Origin of the sequence: Sphingomonas sp. SORGH_AS_0438 (assembly GCF_031453475.1) — a bacterium.
Lineage (GTDB): Bacteria > Pseudomonadota > Alphaproteobacteria > Sphingomonadales > Sphingomonadaceae > Sphingomonas.
Genome location: NZ_JAVIZS010000001.1, coordinates 547324 through 567806, shown reverse-complemented (window position 1 = coordinate 567806; position 20483 = coordinate 547324). Strand labels below are relative to the sequence as shown.

The 20483-nt window shown below is 68.0% G+C and carries 15 protein-coding genes and 1 tRNA gene; 10 read left to right on the top strand and 6 right to left on the bottom strand.

The features are described from left to right. Window positions 1-94: 94 nt before the first annotated feature. Both QE452_RS02730 and QE452_RS02725 read right to left on the bottom strand, forming a co-directional pair. Window positions 95-2080, bottom strand: coding sequence for a hypothetical protein (locus QE452_RS02730; RefSeq protein ID WP_309729559.1), 1986 nt, complete (start codon window positions 2078-2080; stop codon window positions 95-97). A 112-nt stretch (window positions 2081-2192) separates the two neighbouring features. Then, window positions 2193-2269: transfer RNA gene (locus tag QE452_RS02725), tRNA-Pro, on the bottom strand. Window positions 2270-2681: 412 nt separating this feature from the next. Here QE452_RS02725 and QE452_RS02720 point away from each other — a divergent pair. Together QE452_RS02720 and QE452_RS02715 are read left to right on the top strand one after the other, a co-directional pair. Next, entirely contained in the window at window positions 2682-3770 is a 1089-nt protein-coding gene (locus QE452_RS02720) for a GGDEF domain-containing protein (RefSeq protein ID WP_309658555.1), read from the top strand. Between the two features lie 57 nt (window positions 3771-3827). Beyond that, window positions 3828-4418 carry a YdcF family protein gene (locus QE452_RS02715; protein ID WP_309658554.1) on the top strand — a complete coding sequence of 197 codons (591 nt, stop codon included), beginning with the start codon at window positions 3828-3830 and terminating at the stop codon, window positions 4416-4418. Between the two features lie 57 nt (window positions 4419-4475). On the opposite strand, the gene QE452_RS02710 is transcribed toward QE452_RS02715, so the two are convergent. Next, the gene (locus QE452_RS02710) at window positions 4476-5672 is read right to left on the bottom strand and encodes an MFS transporter (RefSeq protein WP_309658553.1); all 1197 of its coding nucleotides are present in this window, start codon (window positions 5670-5672) and stop codon (window positions 4476-4478) included. A 43-nt stretch (window positions 5673-5715) separates the two neighbouring features. After that, window positions 5716-7983: a glycoside hydrolase family 3 C-terminal domain-containing protein gene (locus QE452_RS02705; RefSeq protein WP_405052720.1), complete on the bottom strand. Its 2268-nt coding sequence runs from the start codon at window positions 7981-7983 to the stop codon at window positions 5716-5718. A gap of 186 nt (window positions 7984-8169) precedes the next feature. Between QE452_RS02705 and QE452_RS02700 the strand changes: the two genes are divergently transcribed. From QE452_RS02700 to QE452_RS02670, 7 genes are all read left to right on the top strand, one after another. Next, window positions 8170-11217 (top strand): TonB-dependent receptor, encoded by a 3048-nt coding sequence (locus tag QE452_RS02700; RefSeq protein WP_309658552.1) that lies wholly within the window; start codon window positions 8170-8172, stop codon window positions 11215-11217. A gap of 115 nt (window positions 11218-11332) precedes the next feature. Beyond that, the gene (locus QE452_RS02695) at window positions 11333-12061 is read left to right on the top strand and encodes a SapC family protein (RefSeq protein WP_309729556.1); all 729 of its coding nucleotides are present in this window, start codon (window positions 11333-11335) and stop codon (window positions 12059-12061) included. After that, window positions 12048-13079, top strand: coding sequence for a cupin-like domain-containing protein (locus tag QE452_RS02690; RefSeq protein WP_309658550.1), 1032 nt, complete (start codon window positions 12048-12050; stop codon window positions 13077-13079). Before QE452_RS02695 ends, QE452_RS02690 begins: the two co-directional genes overlap by 14 nt. Next, complete coding sequence (locus tag QE452_RS02685) at window positions 13076-14566, top strand: tryptophan 7-halogenase (RefSeq protein WP_309658549.1); 1491 nt, start codon at window positions 13076-13078, stop codon at window positions 14564-14566. The genes QE452_RS02690 and QE452_RS02685 overlap by 4 nt, the downstream gene beginning before the upstream one ends. Next, the gene (locus tag QE452_RS02680; protein ID WP_309658548.1) at window positions 14566-15621 is read left to right on the top strand and encodes a LacI family DNA-binding transcriptional regulator; all 1056 of its coding nucleotides are present in this window, start codon (window positions 14566-14568) and stop codon (window positions 15619-15621) included. Before QE452_RS02685 ends, QE452_RS02680 begins: the two co-directional genes overlap by 1 nt. Window positions 15622-15668: 47 nt before the next feature. Continuing rightward, window positions 15669-16037, top strand: a complete 369-nt coding sequence (locus QE452_RS02675) for a hypothetical protein (protein ID WP_309658547.1) — start codon at window positions 15669-15671, stop codon at window positions 16035-16037. Window positions 16038-16061: 24 nt separating this feature from the next. Continuing rightward, window positions 16062-16403 (top strand): hypothetical protein, encoded by a 342-nt coding sequence (locus QE452_RS02670; RefSeq protein WP_309658546.1) that lies wholly within the window; start codon window positions 16062-16064, stop codon window positions 16401-16403. 18 nt (window positions 16404-16421) lie between these two features. Here the strand turns inward: QE452_RS02670 and QE452_RS02665 are convergent, their stop codons facing one another. Next, window positions 16422-16943 (bottom strand): metallophosphoesterase family protein, encoded by a 522-nt coding sequence (locus QE452_RS02665; RefSeq protein ID WP_309658545.1) that lies wholly within the window; start codon window positions 16941-16943, stop codon window positions 16422-16424. Between the two features lie 101 nt (window positions 16944-17044). On the opposite strand from QE452_RS02665, the gene QE452_RS02660 reads away from it, so the two are divergent. Next, a complete protein-coding gene (locus QE452_RS02660; protein ID WP_309729553.1) occupies window positions 17045-19681 on the top strand; it encodes a M1 family aminopeptidase in 2637 nt (878 codons plus the stop codon). On the opposite strand, the gene QE452_RS02655 is transcribed toward QE452_RS02660, so the two are convergent. Continuing rightward, window positions 19676-20440, bottom strand: a complete 765-nt coding sequence (locus tag QE452_RS02655; protein WP_309658543.1) for a hypothetical protein — start codon at window positions 20438-20440, stop codon at window positions 19676-19678. The two genes, QE452_RS02660 and QE452_RS02655, sit on opposite strands and share 6 nt — an antisense overlap. Window positions 20441-20483: the final 43 nt, after the last annotated feature.

The window sequence follows — 20483 nt, the reverse complement described above, 5'->3', positions numbered from 1 at the left end:
GGCTCGTGACTGCGATTTTAAACGCGGCAGCGGAGCAAATGATCGGTCCGCGCGACGATCTCTATGACGGCAGAAGCCCTTTGAAAATCCTGGGTCACTTTGGCTTGGTGGTCTTTGGCCGTCCCAAACGACTGGGCGTCCGTACCCCGAACTTCAGCCGGTTCGCGGGACGGATCCGGATTGGCAGGGTTGCCGGGATATGCTCGGTCAGCGGCGTAAGGTGTTTGAGCGCCTCCAGCTTGATCGACAGATTCGCCTCCTCGTCATAGGTTCGCGCCGTCTCGGTTTCACCTTCGTGGCCGAAGATGTCGCAACGAACGCTGTCCTCCACGCGACCCTTCAACATAGTTGTGGAAAGGCCCCGGAAGCTGTGAACGTCCTTGTCCTTCCATGCGCCGCCGTCCTGGTGCAGCCATGGCGTTCCATTAGGGAAAGCCCATTTCCTCCAGGGATTGAAGATGCTTTTGTAGAAGGTGCTGGCAAAGCTGGTGCTTTTTGGCGAGGCCATTTCCGGAAAAAGCATGGTACAACCCGCCGCACGGATTTCCCTGATATAGTCGAGGAAGCCTAGCCGAATGAGTTCAGGATGGATTGGCAGCTTGCGGACGGACTGAGTGTTCTTCAGTCCACGGTCTTCGGTATAGTCAATCTGCAGATACGGAATCGGCTCATCCTCGTGCACATCGCTGAGCGGCAACCCGGCCAGCTCCGAGCTGCGACCGCCATACAACGGCAGCATCAGAGGTAGCCAATACCAAGCATCGTGCAAAACCTCTGTCCCCGGCTTCAGACGGTGGTCAATTCCGGCTGACCCGGTCCAGATGGGCGCGGACAATAAATGGCGAAGTTCTTGTTTTGACCAGTTGGCGCGCTTGTCACGGTCACGCTTACGCTGTTGACGTGCCTTTTTGCCGATGCCCTTTCGAGCCTTCCTGAAGGTGATCGGCTCAGCGGGACGATGCCCCACCTTGGCGTTCGCTCCCTCGGCATGATCGAGAACAGCCGTAACCCAAGTGATGTGTTTGTTGATCGTCATTTGCGACACGCCAAGCATGTCCGGTTTCATAGTCTTGGCCCGTTCGAGGCTGGCGGCAATCCCGCCCGCCCGTTCCTCGGTCGTGCGGCCCCAGCGATTGGGAAGGGCTTGGCATAGTTCGATGAAGGCGGTCACATGTTCCTGCTTAATGTCCTCAATGAAGACATTTTCTCCACATGCGAAGTCGAACAGGCGAATGGCGGTTTGGACCTGTTTGACGGTGTCCGTATCCCATGCCTTCTCTTTCTTGTGGGCGTCGATACATTTGTCGGCTGCATCCCGCAGGCGCATCTTCGGCTTCTCTGGCACTGGCGCCGCTGCTGGTGCCTCAGGCGTGAAATCAGTCGATCGTCGTGAGGGGACCGCCCCCTCGGGATCGACCGACGCCTCTTCCCACGCAAATGGTGCATCGTCCGCCAGTGCGTCGTCGATCCAGTCGGCGGGCACGTCTCCGTCCGCCGACAGGTTCGCCGTCGCCTTGCGGCACGCCGCCGCTTTAGCGGCGCAGATCGTGACGCGCAGCTTGTCGAGGTTCGTGGTCGTCGGCGCGATCCCGAAGTTGGTGACATAGCTGTCGATCTGTTGTGCGGAGACCGGGCTACCGCTCTGGAGATCGAAGACCGTATCGGCGACAGCCTTCGCCTCGCGCGTGTCCCAGCCGTTGTCGATCAGGCGCTCATGGTCATCGAGCGACCATTTTGCATCGACGCCGCGCTTCGACAGGAAGGTCCATGCCTCGGCATAGCGAGAGTTGAGGCTGGCGTGATCGACGGCGGGGGTACTGCTGGCGATCTGATCCTCAAGGATGCGCTGCAACTGCCAGCGTAGCGCGTCGCTGAATACCTTCTTGAGCTGGTCGGGTCTTAACCCGGAGGATCGTTCGCCATATCCCATGCGCAATGCTTCCGCCGCCGAACCGAGGCGCAGAGCGATAACCCGCGCGTCCGTAAAGCTCATCGCACCGATGGGTAACGCCAGCGTTAACCGCACGCCGGCGACCGTCATTTTCTTGCGCCACCAGTAGCGACTGCCGCGCAGTGCCACGTTCGAAAAGCCCATTCCGCCACCCCAGGGGGTACAGCGAGGGGTACAGTCGGGGGTACAACCGTCCCTGATCGCCGTCGTTAAGACGCGAAATCAACGACTTAGATGCGGATGGTCGGGGAGACAGGATTCGAACCTGCGACATCCTGCTCCCAAAGCAGGCGCGCTACCGGACTGCGCCACTCCCCGACGCGTCGGTGCCCTTAGGCGCAGGCCGGCATCCGATGCAAGCGCCAATCGCGCGGGCCATGCTTTGCCGGACACGGGGATCGCCGCCCGACGAACATGCGATCGGTTGCGCAAGCATTGCGCCGGATGAACGCAGGATGCCGCCGCTCGGAAATTCCATATGCGGAACAACGCCCCCGACCGCGCCCCTGCCGGAAAGCATCTCACAAGTTACTCCACCACAGAGGTTTTTCGCTTACTTTCGGCTCAAATCGTCTGTTTAGGCCTTTGAAAGGCCATGAGGCTATGACAGGGAGGAGCAGCGAGGGAATTCGGTCGGATCGGTGAACCGATCGACCGTCGCGGCAACGCCGGGGGGTGTGGTGTGAAATCGGGACGTCGAAAAAGGGCGGCTTCGCCTGCGGGCATGTCCATGCCGCAACGGCTGGATTCGTTCCTGGAACAGCTGTTCGACTGGTTCACCGGCCTGCCCAGCCAGGAAGCCGCGGAACTTCGCGCCGACATCATGGAAGCGGTCATGCTGAAGATCGCGCCCCTGTTGCTGTCCGGCGTCGGCATCTTCCTGATGACGGGGGTCGCCTTTCAACTGACCCGCGCGCCCTGGGCGCTGGCCTGGGGCATCGTCAACGGGCTGTTGTTCGTCGCCCGCCTCGTCGCCATGGCCCGCACCGGCCGCGCTGCGCCGCTATATGTCGCGCGGCGCATCTCCGGCCTGTCGATCCTGGCCTTTGTCGGGTTCGGCATCGGCTGCGGCCAATGCTTCGCGACCGGCGATCCGACGCTGCAGGTGATGGCGGTCATATCGGTGATGGCGACCGCGACCGCGATGGCGACGCGCTGGGCCGGCCTGCCCAGGCTGGCCGTGCCGGCGATCCTGGCCTATTCCCTGCCCTTCGCCGTCATCATCGCCCGATCCGACATCCAACATGCGGGCCTGCTGGCGGTGCAGTTCCTGATCGTGACGGCGGGTTTGATCACGCTGGCGCGCCAGACCCGCAAGGGCCTGATCACCACCCTGCGCGCCCAGCGGCTGGCGCAGCGGATGGCGGCGACCGATCCGCTGACCGGCATCGGCAACCGCGCCGCCTTCGAGATCGCGACCGCGGCGATGCCTCCGGCTTCCCCCTTCGGACTGGTGTCGGTCGACCTCGACCGTTTCAAGGCGGTGAACGACACGTTCGGCCACCTCATCGGCGACAAGGTGCTGTGCGAGGTGGCCCGGCGCCTGATCGTGGCGGCGGACGGCCATCCGGTCTTCCGCATGGGCGGCGACGAATTCATGATCCTGATCACGGACGGCGACGATCTCGCGGCCGTGGCGGACGCCGTGCGACACGAGGTTCGCCAGCCGATGCCCGGCCTCGCGCCCACATGCCTGCATCTGACGGCCAGCGTCGGCACGGGACAGGGGCTGGCCGGGCCCGACTGCCTCGACCTCATCCTCCATCAGGCCGATGAGGCGCTGTATTCGACCAAGCGTGCCGGGGCGGTCATCGCCTGATCCGCTGCCGCCCCGGCCGGACCGGAACGACCATGCGGGCCCGGTCATTCAGATCGCATGACCGCCCAGCCGAGCGACCGCCCCCGCCCCCGTCCCCTGCCGCCGCGCCGGGGCCAACCGGTGAAGACCGGCCAGCGCGACTATATCGTCATCTTCGGCGCGGCGGTCCGGCCCGGCGGGCGGCCAAGCCCGGCGTTGCGGCAACGGATCGACGGCGCGCTCGCCTGGGCGCGCGATCATCCCGGCGCGATGCTGCTGCCGACCGGCGGGGTCGGCGCGCATGGCCCGGCCGAGGCGGTGGTGATGAAGCGCGTGCTGGTCGATGCCGGGATCGCCGCGTCGCGGATCATCGTCGAGCGTCATGGTCGCGACACGCTGGAATCGGTGCGGCTCTGCCACCGCATCCTGCAGGATCGCGGCGACTGCCGGCGTGTCATCTGCTGCACCAGCCGTTATCATCAGCCCCGCTGCGCCCTGCTGTTCCGCCTGCTGGGCTATCGCGTCGTCATTCCGGACGTGCCCAACCGGATGGGCCGCATGTCGCGCCGGACCTATGGCAGGATGGTCGCGCGCGAAGTGGCCGCCACGCCTTATGACGGCCTGCTGCTGCTGCTCGGCGGGACATCGGGGACAGAGGAGCCCGCTTGACCGGACGCCCCCCAGCGGTTGCGGAATGCCGGTGGTGCGCCCCGCTCCGAAGCCGTCCTAGCGCCGGGTCGTGACGGCGAGCATGGCCAGCCCGCCGCTCGCCGTCAGCCCGGCCAGCACCAGCATCACCCCGGCGAAATCGCGCGGCGTCGCCAGCAGCCAAGCGAGCGGCGGCCCGAGCAGCGACGGCAGCGTGTTGGCAAGGTTGAGCAGCCCCAGGTCCCGCCCCCGGTGGCGGGGGTCGGGCAGGAGCAGCATCGCGACCCCGGCATGGAGCGCTACGAAGACCGACGACCCCATGGCATAGACGGCGAAGGCCGCCGCCCCGGTCGACCAGGTCCGCGCCAGCGCCATGCCGACCAGCCCTGCCGCCGCGACCAGCGCGGCCAGCAGCAATGCCGGCTTGCGCCGCCGCGTGAGGTCCGACAACCGGCCCAGCAGCAGCGCCAGCGGCAGGGGGATCAGAAAGGCCAGGATCAGCAGATGGCCGATCCGCGTCGGCAGCAATCCATGCTCCGCCGGGGACGTGACGCTCTCGAAATAATAGAGGAGATAGGTCTGGGTGACGACGCCGGCGATCTGGAGCAGCAGCCGCGCCACCCCGGCGACGACCAGGTCGCGGCGGCCGGGTGGCATGGCCTCCCCGCCCGCCCCGTCCGCGACGGTGCCGTGTCGGCGCGCCAGCAGCAGCGGCATCATGCAGGCGGCGACGATCACCGGCAGCAGCGCGAACCGCGCCGTCTCCGACAACAGGGCCTGTCCGACGAGCAGCGCGGACACGCCCGACGCGACCGGATTGCCGAGGGCGAGAAGGCCGCCGCCGACCCCCTTCTGCGCGTCCGGCACCTCTTCGGCCATGATCGCCATCATCGGGGACAGCAGCATGTTGACCGCCGCCTGGAAGCCGACGACCGCCGCGACCAGCGCCAGCGGCGTCGACGCGACGGCCAGCCCCCCATAGCTGATCGCGGTCGCGACCAGGCCGGCCGCCACCCAGCCCCGCCGGCCGCGCCCCCGGGCCATGGACCGGTCGCTCAACCAGCCGAACAGGACGTTCGACAGGCTGGCGGCGATGGCACCCGCGACGACCGTCGCGGTGAACAGGCCGATCCGGGCCTCGCCGCTCAACCGCTCCACCTTGATCGGCAGCAACAGGGTGAGCAGCGGCAGATAGGCGATCACGCCGCCGACATTGGCCAGCGCCACGATACCCAGGAAAGCTGGCGAACGCTGGAAGATGCGGGGCCGCGTCATCGACATGTCCTGCCCCGCTTTGCGCCGCCGGGCAATGTCCGCATCAGGGCTTCATCGTCTGCGCCTCCAGCGTCGCGGTCGACACCATCGTCCGGTCGGCGGCATCGCGCGCCAGCGCGACGCGGTAGCGACCGGACGCGATCCGCCAGCCCGGCAGGGCGGTGTCGTAATCGGCGACGATGCGCGGCTCGGCGGTCAGCGTGATCCGCCGCGTCTCGCCCGGCTTCAACGTCACCCGCGTGAAGGCCCCCAGCCGCATCGGCGCCGTGCCGCCGTCGCGCCCGACATAGATCTGCGGCACGTCCACGCCCTCGCGCGGGCCGGTGTTCACCACCTCGAACGTCACACTCAACGTCTTGCCGCCGCGCACCACGGGGTTGCGATAGGCGAACTGGGTGTAGGTGAGCCCATGCCCGAACGGGAAGAGCGGCTTCAGCCCCTTCTTCTCGTACCAGCGATAGCCGACATCGGCCCCCTCGACATAATCGACCGGGAAACTGTCCAGCGTATAGCCGGCCGCCGCGGCGGGATTGGCGGCGGCGGCCGCCTGCAATCCGGTCATCCGGTCGAGCCCGACCGGGCGCGGGCGCGGCGGTTGCGAGGCATCGGCGGGGAAGGTGATCGGCAAGCGGCCCGAGGGCGCGACACGGCCGGTCAGGATGGCGGCGATCGCCTCGCCGCCGCGCTGGCCCGGATACCAGGCCTGCACCACCGCCGGCACCTTGGCGATCCAGGGCATCAGCACCGGCCCGCCCGTCTCCATCACCGCCACGGTGCGCGGCTGCGCCGCCGCGATCGCCTCGATCAGGGCATCCTGCTGGTTGGGCAGGCGCAGGTCGGGCACATCGTCGGCCTCGGTCGTCCATTGCGTCGCGAAGACGATGGCGAGGTCGGCCGCCTTCGCCGCCTCGACCGTCGCGTTCAGGCTGCGACCATCGACCCAGTCGACCCGCACGCCCGGCAGGGCCTTGCGCAGCGCCTGGAGCGGCGAGGAGGCATGATAGGTGATGCGCGCGAACGAGGCCGAGCCGCCGGTCGACAGCGGGATCTCGACCGGCGCGCCGCCGACCGATCGCACCTGACTGGAGCCGCCGCCCGACAGCACGCCGACATCGGCATTGCCGCCGATCACGACGATGTGCTTCGCCGTGCGCGCGATTGGCAGCAGATTTCCGTCATTCTTCAGCAGCACGATCCCCGCCTCCGCGGTGCGCTGCGCCACCTCGGCATGGGCGGCATAGTCGGGGGTGATCGCCTTGGCGGGCATCGCCTCGGTGAAAGCCCCGGTCTCGATCAGGCCGGTCAGGTAGCGCGCGACCATGTCGTCGATCCGCGCCATCGGCACCTGCCCCTTCTCGACCGCCTCTTTCAGCGGCGCGCCGAAATAGATTGCCTTGTCCAGTTCCTGACCCGATTGCTGGTCCAGCCCGGCATTCGCCGCCTTGACGGTGGAATGGACCGCGCCCCAGTCGCTCATCACCCAGCCCCGATAGCCCCAGTCGCGCTTCAGCACATCGGTGAGCAGGTGCCTGTTCTCGCACGCCCAGTCGCCATTGACCTTGTTATAGGCGCACATGACCGAGCCGGGATGGCCGCGCTCGATCGCGATCTGGAACGCCAGCAGGTCGCTCATCCGAAGCGCCGCCTCGCCGATCCGCGCGTCGACGACGGTGCGGCCGGTCTCCTGCGCGTTGAGCGCGAAATGCTTGATGGTGGAGACGATTCGGTTCGACTGCACGCCCGCGATATGCGCGCCGCCCAGCAGCCCTGCGACCAGCGGGTCTTCGCCCAGATATTCGAAGTTGCGCCCGTTCCAGGGATCGCGCGTCAGGTTGACGCCGCCGGCCAGCAGCACGTTGAAGCGCTTGTCCCGCGCCTCCGCCCCGATCATCGCGCCGCCGGCGCGGGCGATGTCGGGATCGAAGCTGGCCGCCGTCGCCAGGCTGGAGGGCAAGGCGGTCGCGACATCGCCCTTGCGCTGCTCGACCTGGTTGGCGACGCCGAGCGACGCGTCGCTCTCGCGGACCAGCGGGATGCCCAGCCGGGCGATGCCGTCGATATGGCCGGCCGACGGGATCAGTTCGTTCGTCGTCTTGCCCGTCGCCATCGGCGGGAACAGGCCGTGGACCAGCGCGATCTTCTCGTCGAGCGTCATCCGCGCGACCAGCGCATCGGCGCGCGATCGTGCGTCGGAGGCCTGTGCAGCAGTGGCCTGCCCTGCCCGCATCTGTGCCGTCGTGCCCGCCGCGCCACAGAGCGCGACGCCCAGCGCCGCCATCGAAACCCAATGCGTCCGTCGTCCAGCGATCATGCCGATCCTCCCCATGATGAGCCGCCTTCGCGCAGCCTTGTGTGACCCTGTAAGCACAGCGAGTGAACGTTCACAACCATGCTGTTTCAACGAGTAAGAGCCGCTTGACAGCAACCTTGTCCTAAGCGAAGTGAACGTTCTCAACGACACGGCCGCAGACCGTGCGACATACAGGGGAGGTTTTTCATGCGCAGCGCCCACGCTCGCCTGCTTTCGCAATTCGCCATCGGCGTCTCCACCATCGCGCTCGTCGCGCTGCCCGGCATGGCGCAGGCGCAGGACGCCGCCGCCACCATGGGCGCGACCGGCCCGTCCCAGACCGATCCGCAGCCCGCGACCAGCGACGGCGCGGCGGGCGAGGCGGACGGCGACATCGTCGTCACCGGCATCCGCGCCAGCTTGCGCGACTCGATCAACATCAAGCGCAACGGCCAGGGCATCGTCGACGCGATCAGCGCCGAGGACATGGGCAAGTTCCCCGACACCAATCTGGCGGAATCGCTCCAGCGCATCACCGGCGTGTCGATCGACCGGTCGAACGGCGAAGGCCAGTTCGTCACCGTGCGCGGCTTCGGCCCCGAATATAACCTCGTCACGCTGAACGGGCGGCAGATGCCGACCTCGACGATCGGCGACGGCAACAGCGCCCCCGCGTCGCGCTCGTTCGACTTCGCCAACCTCGCCTCCGAAGGCGTCGCGGCGCTGGAGGTCTACAAGTCCGGGCGCGCCACCGTGCCGACCGGCGGCATCGGCTCGACGATCAATATCCGCACCCCCCGCCCGCTCGACAAGCCGGGCCTGCGCGGCTCGATCTCGGCGCGCGGCGTCATCGACACCTCACAGAACGGCAAGAAGGACATCACGCCCGAAGTGTCGGGCATCCTGTCGGACACCTTCGCCGACAACCGGATCGGCATCCTGGTGACCGGCGCCTATCAGCGCCGCAACTTCAGCGCCAACAGCGCCAATATCGGCTGGCGCGACGGCTATCTGGGCAATGAGAACAACTGGGGTTCGCTGGCGATGCCGGGCGACCCGCGCTACGCCAACATCACCAACCGCCCCGAGGCGACCGATGTCTATCAGGTGCCGCAGAATGGCGGGTACGACGTCATCAACGGCCGGCGCGAGCGCATCAACGGCCAGGCGGTGCTGCAATTCCGCCCGACCGACCAGCTGACCGCCACGGTCGACTATACCTATTCGCGCAACACCATCGACATTCGCGACAACAGCGTCGGCATCTGGTACAACCACAACGACACGCTGAGCGCCTGGACCGACGGTCCGGTCGCCGGCCCGATCTTCTACACCGAGCGGTTCGGCGCGGGCGAGGCCAAGGATCTGGCCTATTCCGCCTCGCAGACGTCGGTGCGCAGCGAGAACAAGTCGCTGGGCGGCAACCTGACCTGGAACGCGCCGGGCGGCGTGACGATGACGCTCGACGCGCATCACTCGACCGCGGTGTCGAAGCCGAACAGCCCCTATGGCAACAGCAACTCGGTCGGCACCGCGGTGTTCGGCATCCAGAATCAGACGCTGAACTTCGACAACGACCTGCCGGTCATCTCGTACAACATGTATCCCGGCATCGATCCGCTGAACGCGGCGAACATCGTGCCGACCGGCAACGCCTTCCGCAATTCCTACTTCCGCGACCGGATCAACCAGGTCCAGGTGCGCGGTCATTACGACCATGGCCATGGCGTGATGGATAGCCTGGACTGGGGTGCGGAATATACGGACAACAAGGTCCGCTCCGCCTATAGCGTGCTCCAGAACGACACCTGGGGCGGCACCGGCGGCGACAGCGCGGCGCAGCGCGCGGCGGCGGCGGCCCTGCTGCCCGACAACCTGTTCACGCTGACCGGCATCCCCGACAAGTTCAAGGGGATCAGCGGCGCCAACGATCCCAACATCATCAAGTCCTTCTACACCTTCGACCTGCCCAGCGTCGTCAAGCTGCTCGACGATGCCTACAACATCTGCGGCGGCAACGGGGGCTGCCTGAAGCCATATGATACGGATTCGCGCATCCGTGAGAAGACGATGTCGGCTTATGCCCAATTCAACGGCAAGTTCGACCTGTTCTCCCGCACCGCGCACCTGATCGCGGGCCTGCGGTTCGAGAATACCAATGTCTCCGCCTCGGCCCTGGTGCCGACACCGGTCGGCGCGCGGCAGAATTCGCAGAACGAGTTCAACGTGCTGTTCGAGGGCAGCGGCTTCACGACCTTCAAGGGCAGCTATCAGAACTGGCTCCCATCGGTCGATTTCGACTTCCAGCCGCTGGAGAATGTGAAGCTGCGCGCCTCGTACAGCCACACCATCACCCGCGCCGATTATGGCAGCCTGCAGGGCGGTCGCCGCATCGACACGTTGTTCCGTGTCGGTGGTGGCTTCGGCTCGGTCGGCAATCCCAACCTCGTTCCGTTCAAATCCAAGAATATCGACCTGTCGGCGGAATGGTACTACACCAGCGACAGCTATTTCTCGGTCGGCTACTTCCACAAGGACGTGTCGAACTATATTGGCCGGACGCAGGTCAACACGACCTTGCCGGGTGTCACCACGCCGTTTGGCGGTCCGCGCTATCAGGAAGCGGTCGCGGCGTTGACCGCGAGTGGACAGGACCTGATCTTCTCCAATATTCGCAACTATATTGCTCGCGTCTATCCCACGACCGTCACGCGTGACCAAAACGGCGTTCCAGTAGCGATCGTGGCGCAACCCAACGATCCGTTGGTCAATTTCGTCATCACGACTCCATTCAACAGCGACCAGACCGCCGCCGTCGATGGCTTCGAATTCGCCGTCCAGCATAATTTCTGGAACACCGGCTTCGGTACGATCCTCAACTACACGATCGTCAACGGCAACCGGCCGTACGACAACCAGCTACCCTCCACCGTCGCGCAATTCGCGATCACCGGCCTGTCGGACAGCGCCAACGCGGTCCTGTTCTTCGACAAATACGGCATCAATGCGCGCGCCGCCTATAACTGGCGCAAGGGTTATCTGGCGGGGGCCGGGACCAATCCGGTCTATGTCAACACCTATGGCCAGCTCGACGGCACGGCGAGCTATGCGATCACGCCCAACGTCACGATCTTCGCCGAGGGGATCAACATATTGGGTGAGAATCGCGGCGGCCATCTGCGCTCCGACCGCAACATCAATTTCGTGACCAAGCAGGATGCGCGCTACTCCGCGGGCGTGCGCTTCACCTTCTGAGTTCCCCGACGACCTGCCAGCCTTTCCGACCGGGAAGGCTGGCTTTTTTTGCGCGGGACCGGCACGTCTGCGACAGCTCCGGCCGCCGGATGCCCATAGACGAGAGTTGCGTTCGATGACCAACCAGCACGCGATCCTGACCGCCGAGGCGCACCGCGACCTGACCATCCGCACCGATCGCGCGGCGGCGCTGGGCGACGCGGCGATGTGCTGCATCACCGTGCCGAGCGAATTCCGCGCGGTGCAGAGCGCCTATCCCATCCTGTTCCGCCTGAGCGACACGCGCGACCGTTTCTCCGCGCTGGCGATGTTCGGGTTCGAGAATGGCGAGAACCTGTTCCTGAACGATGGCCGCTGGGAGGCGCGCTATCGCCCGCTGGCGATGGAGATCCAGCCCTTCCTGATCGGCGGCTCGCCGACCGACGACAGCCTCAAACAGGTGCATGTCGACCTGTCCTCCCCCCGCATCGGCCGGCCCGGCCAGGGCGAGCGGCTGTTCGACGAGATGGGCCGTCCGACCCCCTATCTCGACCGGGTCGCCGGCCAGCTCGGCGCGCTCGACGAAGGCTATCGCGCCGCGCCCGACTTCTTCGCCGCGCTCCACCGCCACGACCTGCTCGAACCCTTCACGCTCGACGTGACGCTGGACGACGGGTCGCGCAACCAGCTGGTCGGCTTCCACATCATCGACGAGGACCGGCTGGCCACGCTGGATGCGACCATATTGGCGGAGCTGAACGCCGCCGGCCATCTGCTACCCATCTACATGGCGATCGCCTCGCTGGAACATCTGGGCGATCTGGTCGCCCGTCGCAACCGGCGGATCGCCCGTGACCGTGGCTGATCCGGGGCCGCTCGCCGGCCTGTCGCCGGTGCCCGAGGTGACGGTGGCCGATGCCGCCGATCTCGACGCCCGGCTGCGCGCCGCCGACACCCCCTTCGTCGTCCGGGGCCTCGCCGCCGGCTGGCCATTGGTCGAGGCCGGATTGCGATCGGCGGATGCGGCGCGCGACTATCTGCTCCGCCACCACCGCGACCGGCCCTTCACCGTCTCGGTCGGCCAGCCGGGCAGCGGCGGGCGGCTGTTCTACGACGATGCGATGGCGATGAACTTCCGCACCTTCGACGCGAAGCTGCCGGAGGTGTTCGCGCGCATGGCGGCGTTCGCCGGCCACCCGGACGCGCCGACCGTCTATCTCGCCTCGATCGACGTGCATCAATATTTCGACGGACTGCACGCCGCCAACCATATCGACCTCGGCGCGCGCGAACCGCTGGCCAGCATCTGGATGGGCAGCCGCACCCGGATCGCCGCGCATAACGACGTGCCGCACAATCTGGCGGTGGTCGCGGCCGGCCATCGCCGCTTCACGCTGTTCCCGCGCGACCAGTTCCGCAACCTCTATCTGGGACCGGTCGACAACACCCCCGCCGGCCGCGCGGTCAGCATGGTCGACTTCCACGCGCCCGACCTCGCCCGCCATCCCCGCTTCGAAGAGGCGATGGCGCATGGCCAGGTGGTGGAGATGGGTCCGGGCGACGCGCTCTACATCCCGGCCCTGTGGTGGCATCATGTCGAAGGGCTCGACGACTTCAACGTGCTGGTCAATTACTGGTGGCGGGAGACGCCGCGCTGGATGGGCCAGCCGCAGGAGGCGCTCAACCATGCGCTGATGGCGATCCGCGACCTGCCCGCCGACCAGAAGGCGCATTGGCGCGACATGTTCGACCATTATGTCTTCAACAATGACGACGGCGTCACCGCACATATCCCGGAGGGCGGTCGCGGCGTGCTGGACCCGATGACGCCGGAACTGGCCGGGCGGCTGCGTGGCTTCCTGCTCCGGGCGCTCAGCCGGTGAACGCCGTCACGCCCCGCCGCATCGTCATCGCCGGGGGCGGCACCGCCGGCTGGATGGCGGCCGCCGCGCTGACCCGCACGCTGGGCCGCACCGCGAGCGTGACCCTGGTCGAATCCGACGCGATCGGCACCATCGGCGTCGGCGAGTCGACCATCCCGCCGCTCATCACCTTCAACCGCCTGCTCGGCATCGGCGAGGCCGAGTTCATGGCCGCAACCCAGGCGACCTTCAAGCTGGGCATCCAATTCGACGGGTGGAAGGGGCCGGAGGACAGCTATTTTCATGCCTTCGGCCTGACCGGCAAGGATCACTGGGCGGCCGGCTTCCAGCATTTCTGGCTCGACGGGCAGGCGCGCGGCCATGCCGAGCCCTATGACGATTACTGCCTGGAACTGGTCGCCGCACGGGAAGGCAAGTTCGCGCATCTGCCCGACGACCGGATGAGCTATGCCTATCAGCTCGACTCGACGCTCTACGGCCGCTTCCTACGTCGCATGGCGGAGGGCGACGGCGCGACGCGGATCGAGGGCCGGATCGCCCAGGTCGACCTCGACCCGGCGAGCGGCGACATCGCCGCGCTGCGACTGGACGACGGGCGGCGGGTCGAGGGCGACCTGTTCCTCGACTGCACCGGTTTCCGCGCGCTCCTGATCGGGCAGGCGCTGCATGTCGGCTATGACGACTGGACGCACTGGCTGCCCTGCGACGCCGCGATCGCGGTGCAGACGGAAAGCGTCCGTCCCCCCGTCCCCTATACCCGCGCCATGGCGCATGACGCCGGCTGGCAGTGGCGCATCCCGCTCCAGCACCGGGTCGGCAATGGCATCGTCTATTGCAGCCGCTATCTGGACCGTGAGGCGGCGCTGCAACGCCTGCTCGGCAATGTCGAGGGCAAGGTGCTGACCGAGCCCAATCACCTGCGCTTCGTCACCGGCGCGCGCCGCCGGCAATGGCACCGCAACTGCATCGCCATCGGACTGTCGGGCGGGTTCATGGAGCCGCTGGAATCGACCAGCATCCACCTGATCCAGCGCGCGATCCTGCGCCTGATCCGGCTGCTGCCGCCGGGGCCCATATCGCCCCATGACGTGGCGGAGTTCAACGACCAGCAGCTGACCGACATGGACCAGATCCGGGATTTCCTGATCCTGCACTATAAGGTCACCGAACGGCGCGACAGCGGCTTCTGGCGGCACTGCGCGGCGATGGACATCCCCGACAGCCTCGCCCAGAAGATCGGCCTGTTCCGCGAGACCGGCCGCGTCTTCCGGCGCAACGACGAGCTTTTCGCCGAGAATAGCTGGATCCAGGTCATGCTGGGCCAGGGCATCACGCCGCAGGCCCACCACCCGATCGCCGCCAAGCTGCCCGACGAGGAACTGGCGCGGTTCCTGGGCGGCCTGCGCCAGTCGGTGGCGACGACGGTGCGCGGCCTGCCGCCCCATGCCGACTATGTCGCGCGCTATTGCGGCGCGGCCCCGGCCTGATGGCGCGGCGCCGCCAGGCGGTGACGATCCGCCACGTCGCCGCCGATGCGGGCGTCTCGCTCCAGACGGTCAGCCGCGTCATCAACAAGGAGCCGAACGTCCGGCCCGAGATGATGGAGCGGGTCCAGGCCTCGATCGCCCGGCTCGGCTATGTCCCGTCGATCGCGGCGCAGCGCATGGGCGGCTCGCGCTCCTATCTGATCGTCGCGCTCAACGACCGGGAACGCACCATCGCCGGCTGGCGCAACCGCCAGGGCACAGACTGGGTCGACCAGATGCTGCTTGGCGGCATGTTGACCTGCGCCGAACATGGCTATCGCCTGCTGGTCGAGCTGGTCGACACGCATAGCGACCATATCGAGCGCGAACTGCTCGGCGCGATCGCCGCGATCCAGCCGGACGGCGTCATCCTGACCCCGCCCCATTCCGAGAACCCGTTGATCACCCGCCTGCTGGAGGAACAGGGGATCAGCTTCGCGCGCATCGGATCGCTCAAGGCCGGCGGCGGCTTCGCGGTCGCGATCGACGACGAGGGCGCGGCGCGGCTGGCGACCGAGCATCTGGTCGCGCTGGGCCATCGGCGGATCGGCTTCATCGCCGGGCCCGACGATTATGAACTGAGCGCTCGGCGCGTCGCCGGCTGGCGCACGGTGATGGCGCAGGCGGGGTGCCCGACCGATGGCCTGCTCGCCCAAGGCGATTTCGGGTTCGAGACCGGCCGCGCCGCCGCCCTAGCCCTGTTGGATGGCCCCGTCCCGCCGACCGCGATCATCGCCAGCAGCGACCAGATGGCGCTCGCCACGCTGGAACTGGCGCGGGAACGCGGGCTGGGCGTACCGGGGGCACTGTCGATCGTCAGCTTCGACGACACGCCGATCGTCCGCTTCGTCCACCCGCCCCTGACCGCGATCGTGCAGCCGATCGCCGAGGTGACCGCGCGGGCGGTGGAGCGGGTCATCGCCGAACAGGCCGGCCGCACGCCGCCGACCGACCCCGTCATCGTGCCGGCGACGCTGGCGATCCGCGCCTCGACCGGCCGCCCGGTCTCGGCGTAAGGGGCAAGGGGCGGCGCGATCTTCGCAGCCATGTACGGGGGGTAGCGATGAACGACGCGGCGAAGGGTTGGGACGGCGATCAGGTCCGCCGCTGGCTGGCCAGCCGGATCGAGGCGGCCCGGCTCGACCAGGCGGCGGCGGACCGGCGCGGCTATGCGGCGAACGATGATTACGACCTCGCCGCCGCCGAGGAATGGGTCTGCCGCGCGCTACAGGCGGGCGGTCATGCCGGCGACCAAGCGGCGTTCGCGACCCAGGTCAAGGCGCTGCTCGCGCGCGAGGACTATCCGACGACCGGCGTGCATGACGACCGCCGGTACGAGCGCAACGTCCGCGCGCATCTGCGCAAACTTGCCAAGATGACCAAGGCCAATGACGGTTTTGCCAACACCCTGCGCTATCAGGGCGGCAAGTGACATAAACGAAGACGGACCCAAGCCATGGCGCGCAAGCATTCAAAACACGATCCCTACCCGCCCGTCGCCCCGGACGAGGACGATGCACCGCCGCCCGTGGTCGCCTGCTGGCTCTGCGGCCGCCCCACGGGCAAGACCATCGTCTGGCATCATCCCGTGCCCAAGAGCCGGGGTGGCCGCGACGTCGTGCCGATGCATCCGATCTGCCAGCAGACGCTGATGGCGAATTTTACCAATTCCGAATTGCAGCGCCACGGCATGGACGTGGAGGCGCTGCTCGCGCATCCCGATGTGCGCAAGTTCGTCGACTGGGTGGCGAACAAGGACCCGGACTTCACCGCCACCACCGCGAAGAAGCGACGATAGGCCAGGCGACCCCGGGGCCTATGATGCCGCGCCGGCCCTGCCCCGACGTTCAGCGGCCGGGGCCAGGAGCTGGGCGAGGCGCACCGGCGCGAAGCCGTGAACATCGACGCCGACGTCGAACTGGCGCGGCATCGGCTTCAACCGGCCATGGCTGTGGCCGTGCAGGTTGAGCGCCCCCTTGTGCTGGCCGTTCCAGCTGCGAAAGGGATAGTGGCACAGCACCAGCCGGTGGCCGTCGGCATCGATCTCCGCATAGTCGCCGACGCTCGCCCAGCCCGTCGCCGCTACGGTGGCATCGGGATCGTTGTTGCCGCGCAGCAGGTGCTTGGTGCCGTTCAGCCGCGCCAGCAGCGCCGGCACGTCCCCCGCCCGCCGCGCGACATCGCCCAGATGCCAGACATCGTCCTCCGGCCCGACCGCCGCGTTCCAGCGCTCGACGATCAGCGCGTCCATCGCGGCCACGTCGGCGAAGGGGCGTTTCTGGATGTTGATCGTGCGGTGGTCGCCGAAATGCGTATCGGCGGTGAAGAAAAGGGCCATGCGATCCGAACGACCGAGCATCGGTGGCGGTGCCGTCGCGACGGACTTGCCGTGCGCGCCCCGCGCCCTATCGTCGCGCGGCCAATCATATAGGGGCCGATGTGGATTTCCTCGACGACCGACGCGCGCTGCTGCGCGCCGCCTTGCTCGCCCCCGCCGGCCTCTCGACTGTGGCGCGTACCGCCGACCTGGCAACGGAGAAAGGCCCCGGCCCCGGCATCGCCCATGCGCTGGCCGAACGCCGCGCGGCGCAGATCGCGAACGTGCGCTACGACCTGTCGCTCGACCTGACCGGCGAGGCGCGCGCCAACGGCACGATCGCCATTCGCTTCGACCGCGTCGCCGGCAGCGGCGACCTGGTGCTCGACTTCCGGGGGCCGGACCTGTCCGACCTGATCGTCAACGACCGCCCCCTTTCCACCCAAGGGCGAAGGGACGGCCACCTGACCCTGCCGCAAGCACTGCTGCGCACGGGTGCCAACCGCATCACCGCCCGGTTCGCGACGCCGGTCGCGGCGTCCGGCGCGGCGATCATCCGCTATCGCGACGACAAGGATGGCGGCGTCTATCTCTACACGCTGCTGGTCCCGTCCGACGCGAACCTGCTCTTCCCCTGTTTCGACCAGCCCGACCTGAAGGCACGGTTCCGCTGGACGCTCACCGCGCCCGCCGGCTGGACGGTGATCGCCAATGGTCCGCTGGCCGAGCGGAGCGCCGCCGGCACCGCCACCCGCTGGCGGTTCGCGGAGACCGAGCCGATCTCCACCTATCTCGCCGCCTTCGCCGCTGGCCCCTGGACGCACTGGACCTCCGCGCCCGCCGGCGACCGGCCGATCAGCCACTATGCGCGTGCCTCCCGCCGCGCCGAGGTGGATGCCGAGGCGCAGATCGCCACCAACCGCGCCGCCGTCCGCTGGCTCGCCGACTGGTTCGCCATCCCCTATCCCTTCGCCAAGCTCGACCTGGTGCTGGCCCCCGCCTTTCCGTTCGGCGGCATGGAGCATGTCGGCGCGGTCTTCTACAATGAGGACCGGTTCGTTTTCCGCGAGCCGCCGACGCTGCCGCAGCGCGTCAACCGCGATGCGACCATCTATCACGAGATCAGCCACCAATGGTTCGGCGACGATGTGACGATGCGCTGGTTCGACGACCTGTGGCTGAAGGAGGGATTTTCCACCTATATGGCCGCGCGCATCCAGGCGGAGCTGCAGCCGGACAGCAATGCCTGGACCACCTTCCTCCTGTCGACCAAGACGCCCGCATACCGCGCCGACGCGACCAGCGGCACCCAGGCCCTGTGGCAGCCGCTGGACAATCTGGACGCGGCCAAGAGCAATTACGGCCCGATCGTCTACAACAAGGCGCCGGCCGTCATCAAACAGCTCGCCTTCCTGGTCGGCGAGGACGGCTTCCGCCGCGGCCTGCACGATTTCCTGCACGACCACGCCTATGGCAACGCCACCTGGCAGGATCTGCTCGGCGCGATCGGCAGGGCCTCGGGCGTCGACCTGGGCGCGTTCGGGCGGCAATATATGCTGCGCGCCGGGCTTCCCCGCATCGACACGCGGCTGAGGCCGGCGGGCGACCGTATCGGCACGCTGGCCCTGGTCCAGCGCCCGGCCCGCGCGCTGCCCGGCGATCCGGGCGGCGCCTGGCCGATGAAGGTGCGCGTGCGGCTCGGCTATCACGACCGCGACGATGTGGTGCTGGAGACCACGTTCGACGGAGCGACCGCGACGCTGGCCGATGCGGCGGGGCTGCCGATGCCGGACTATGTCTGGGCGAATGACGGTGACCAGGGCTATGGGCTGTTCCTGCCGGATGCGCGGACCATCGCCTGGATCGTCGCACGGGTCGGCACCGTCACCGATCCGCTGCTCCGCGCCCTGTTGTGGAGCGGTTTGTGGGACAGCGTCCGCGACCTCCGCGTCGCGCCGGACCGTTATGTCGCGGTGCTGCTCGACCATCTGCCGGGCGAGCGGGACGAGCAGATCTCGCGCACCATCCTGGCGCGGGGCGCGACCGCGCTCGACCTCTATCTGCCGGATGCGAAGGCGGAGGCGCTGCGCCCGCGCTGGGAGGCGGCGCTGCTCGCCCGGATCGACGATCCGCAGCTTGGCTATGGCCTGCGCAAGGACGCCCTCGACCGGCTGGTCGCGACCGCCCGGACGCCGCTGGCGCTCGGCCGGCTGCGCGAGTTGCTCGCCGGGCGCGCGATGCTGGCGGGGGCGGCGATCCGCCAGCCGACGCGCTGGGCGATCGTCCGTCGACTGATCGCGGTCGGCGCGCCGGACGCCGCCGCCCTGTTCGCCGCCGAGCAGCGGCGCGACACCTCCAGCGAGGCGGTGAAGGATGCGTTCGTCGCTCGGGCGGCGACGCCGGACCGGTCGGTCAAGGCCGCCTATTTCACCCGCTATTTCGACGATGCGACGCTCAACGAGGCCTGGGCCAGCGAAAGCCTGGGCGCGTTCAACGAGATCGGGCAGGCGGCGCTCACCCTGCCCTTCCTGCGTCCCGCGCTCGACCGGCTGGAATGGATCCGGCAGAATAGGCGCATCTTCTTCCTGCCCGCCTGGATCGAGGCGTTCGTCGCCGGCCAGCGCGACGCGGCGGCGCTGGCGGTGGTCGACGGCTTCCTGAAGGCGCAGCCCGCCCTCCCCATCGATATCCGCCGCAAGCTGCTGACCGCGCGCGACGAACTGGCGCTGACCGTCCGCATCCGGCAGGCCGGTCTATAGCGGCCGACCGCCCTCATCATATTTCAATTCGAGATAGCGCCCCTGCACCGCGATCCCGTCGAGCGCGCCCTGCCCCAGTTGCGCATGGGCGCGGGCCAGCTCGGCATCGATCAGGCGCAGGCCGTTGACCAGATGGTCGTCGGGGGTGCGGCCATCGGCATGGGGCTGGCGACGCGCCGCGATCGGCACGGTGCGCCAGCCCTCGACCAGCGCCGGCAGCTCCACCGCGACCAGCGTCCGCAGCGATGCGGCGGCGGGGCTGCGCGGATCGAGCGCGCCGAGCCGGGGCGCGACATCGTCCAGCCGGCGGCTCAGTTCATCGGCCAGCCGCAACGCGGGCATGGGCATCCCGCGCCGTTGCGCGGCGAGCCAGACGCTCGCCTCCTCCGCCAGACCGGCCAGCGGCGCGCCCGCCAGCGCCTCCCGCCCCGGCACGCGCGGCGGGGCGCGCAGGACGATCAGCATCGTCAGGACCAGCATCACTGCCACCGACAGGACGAGCGCGATGGCGGACGGCAGCATCAGGTCCAGCATCGCCCAGGCCAGCATCGACGCGACCGCCGCGAATACCAGCCGGATCATCAGCCTCTTCTGCCGCCGCGCCTTCGCGGCCCGCTCGCGACGCGCCTGCTCCCGCCCCTCCGGCGACAGGCGGCGGAGCAGGTCCTCGGCATGGGTCAGCCCGACATCGGCAAGGCCGGTGGCGACATGGCGCGCCCGGTGGATCATCGGCGCTGGCGGACCGGGATCGTCGTTCATGCGGAAATCATGATCCTTTTTGCGAGCCGGGTCCATCGCCGAT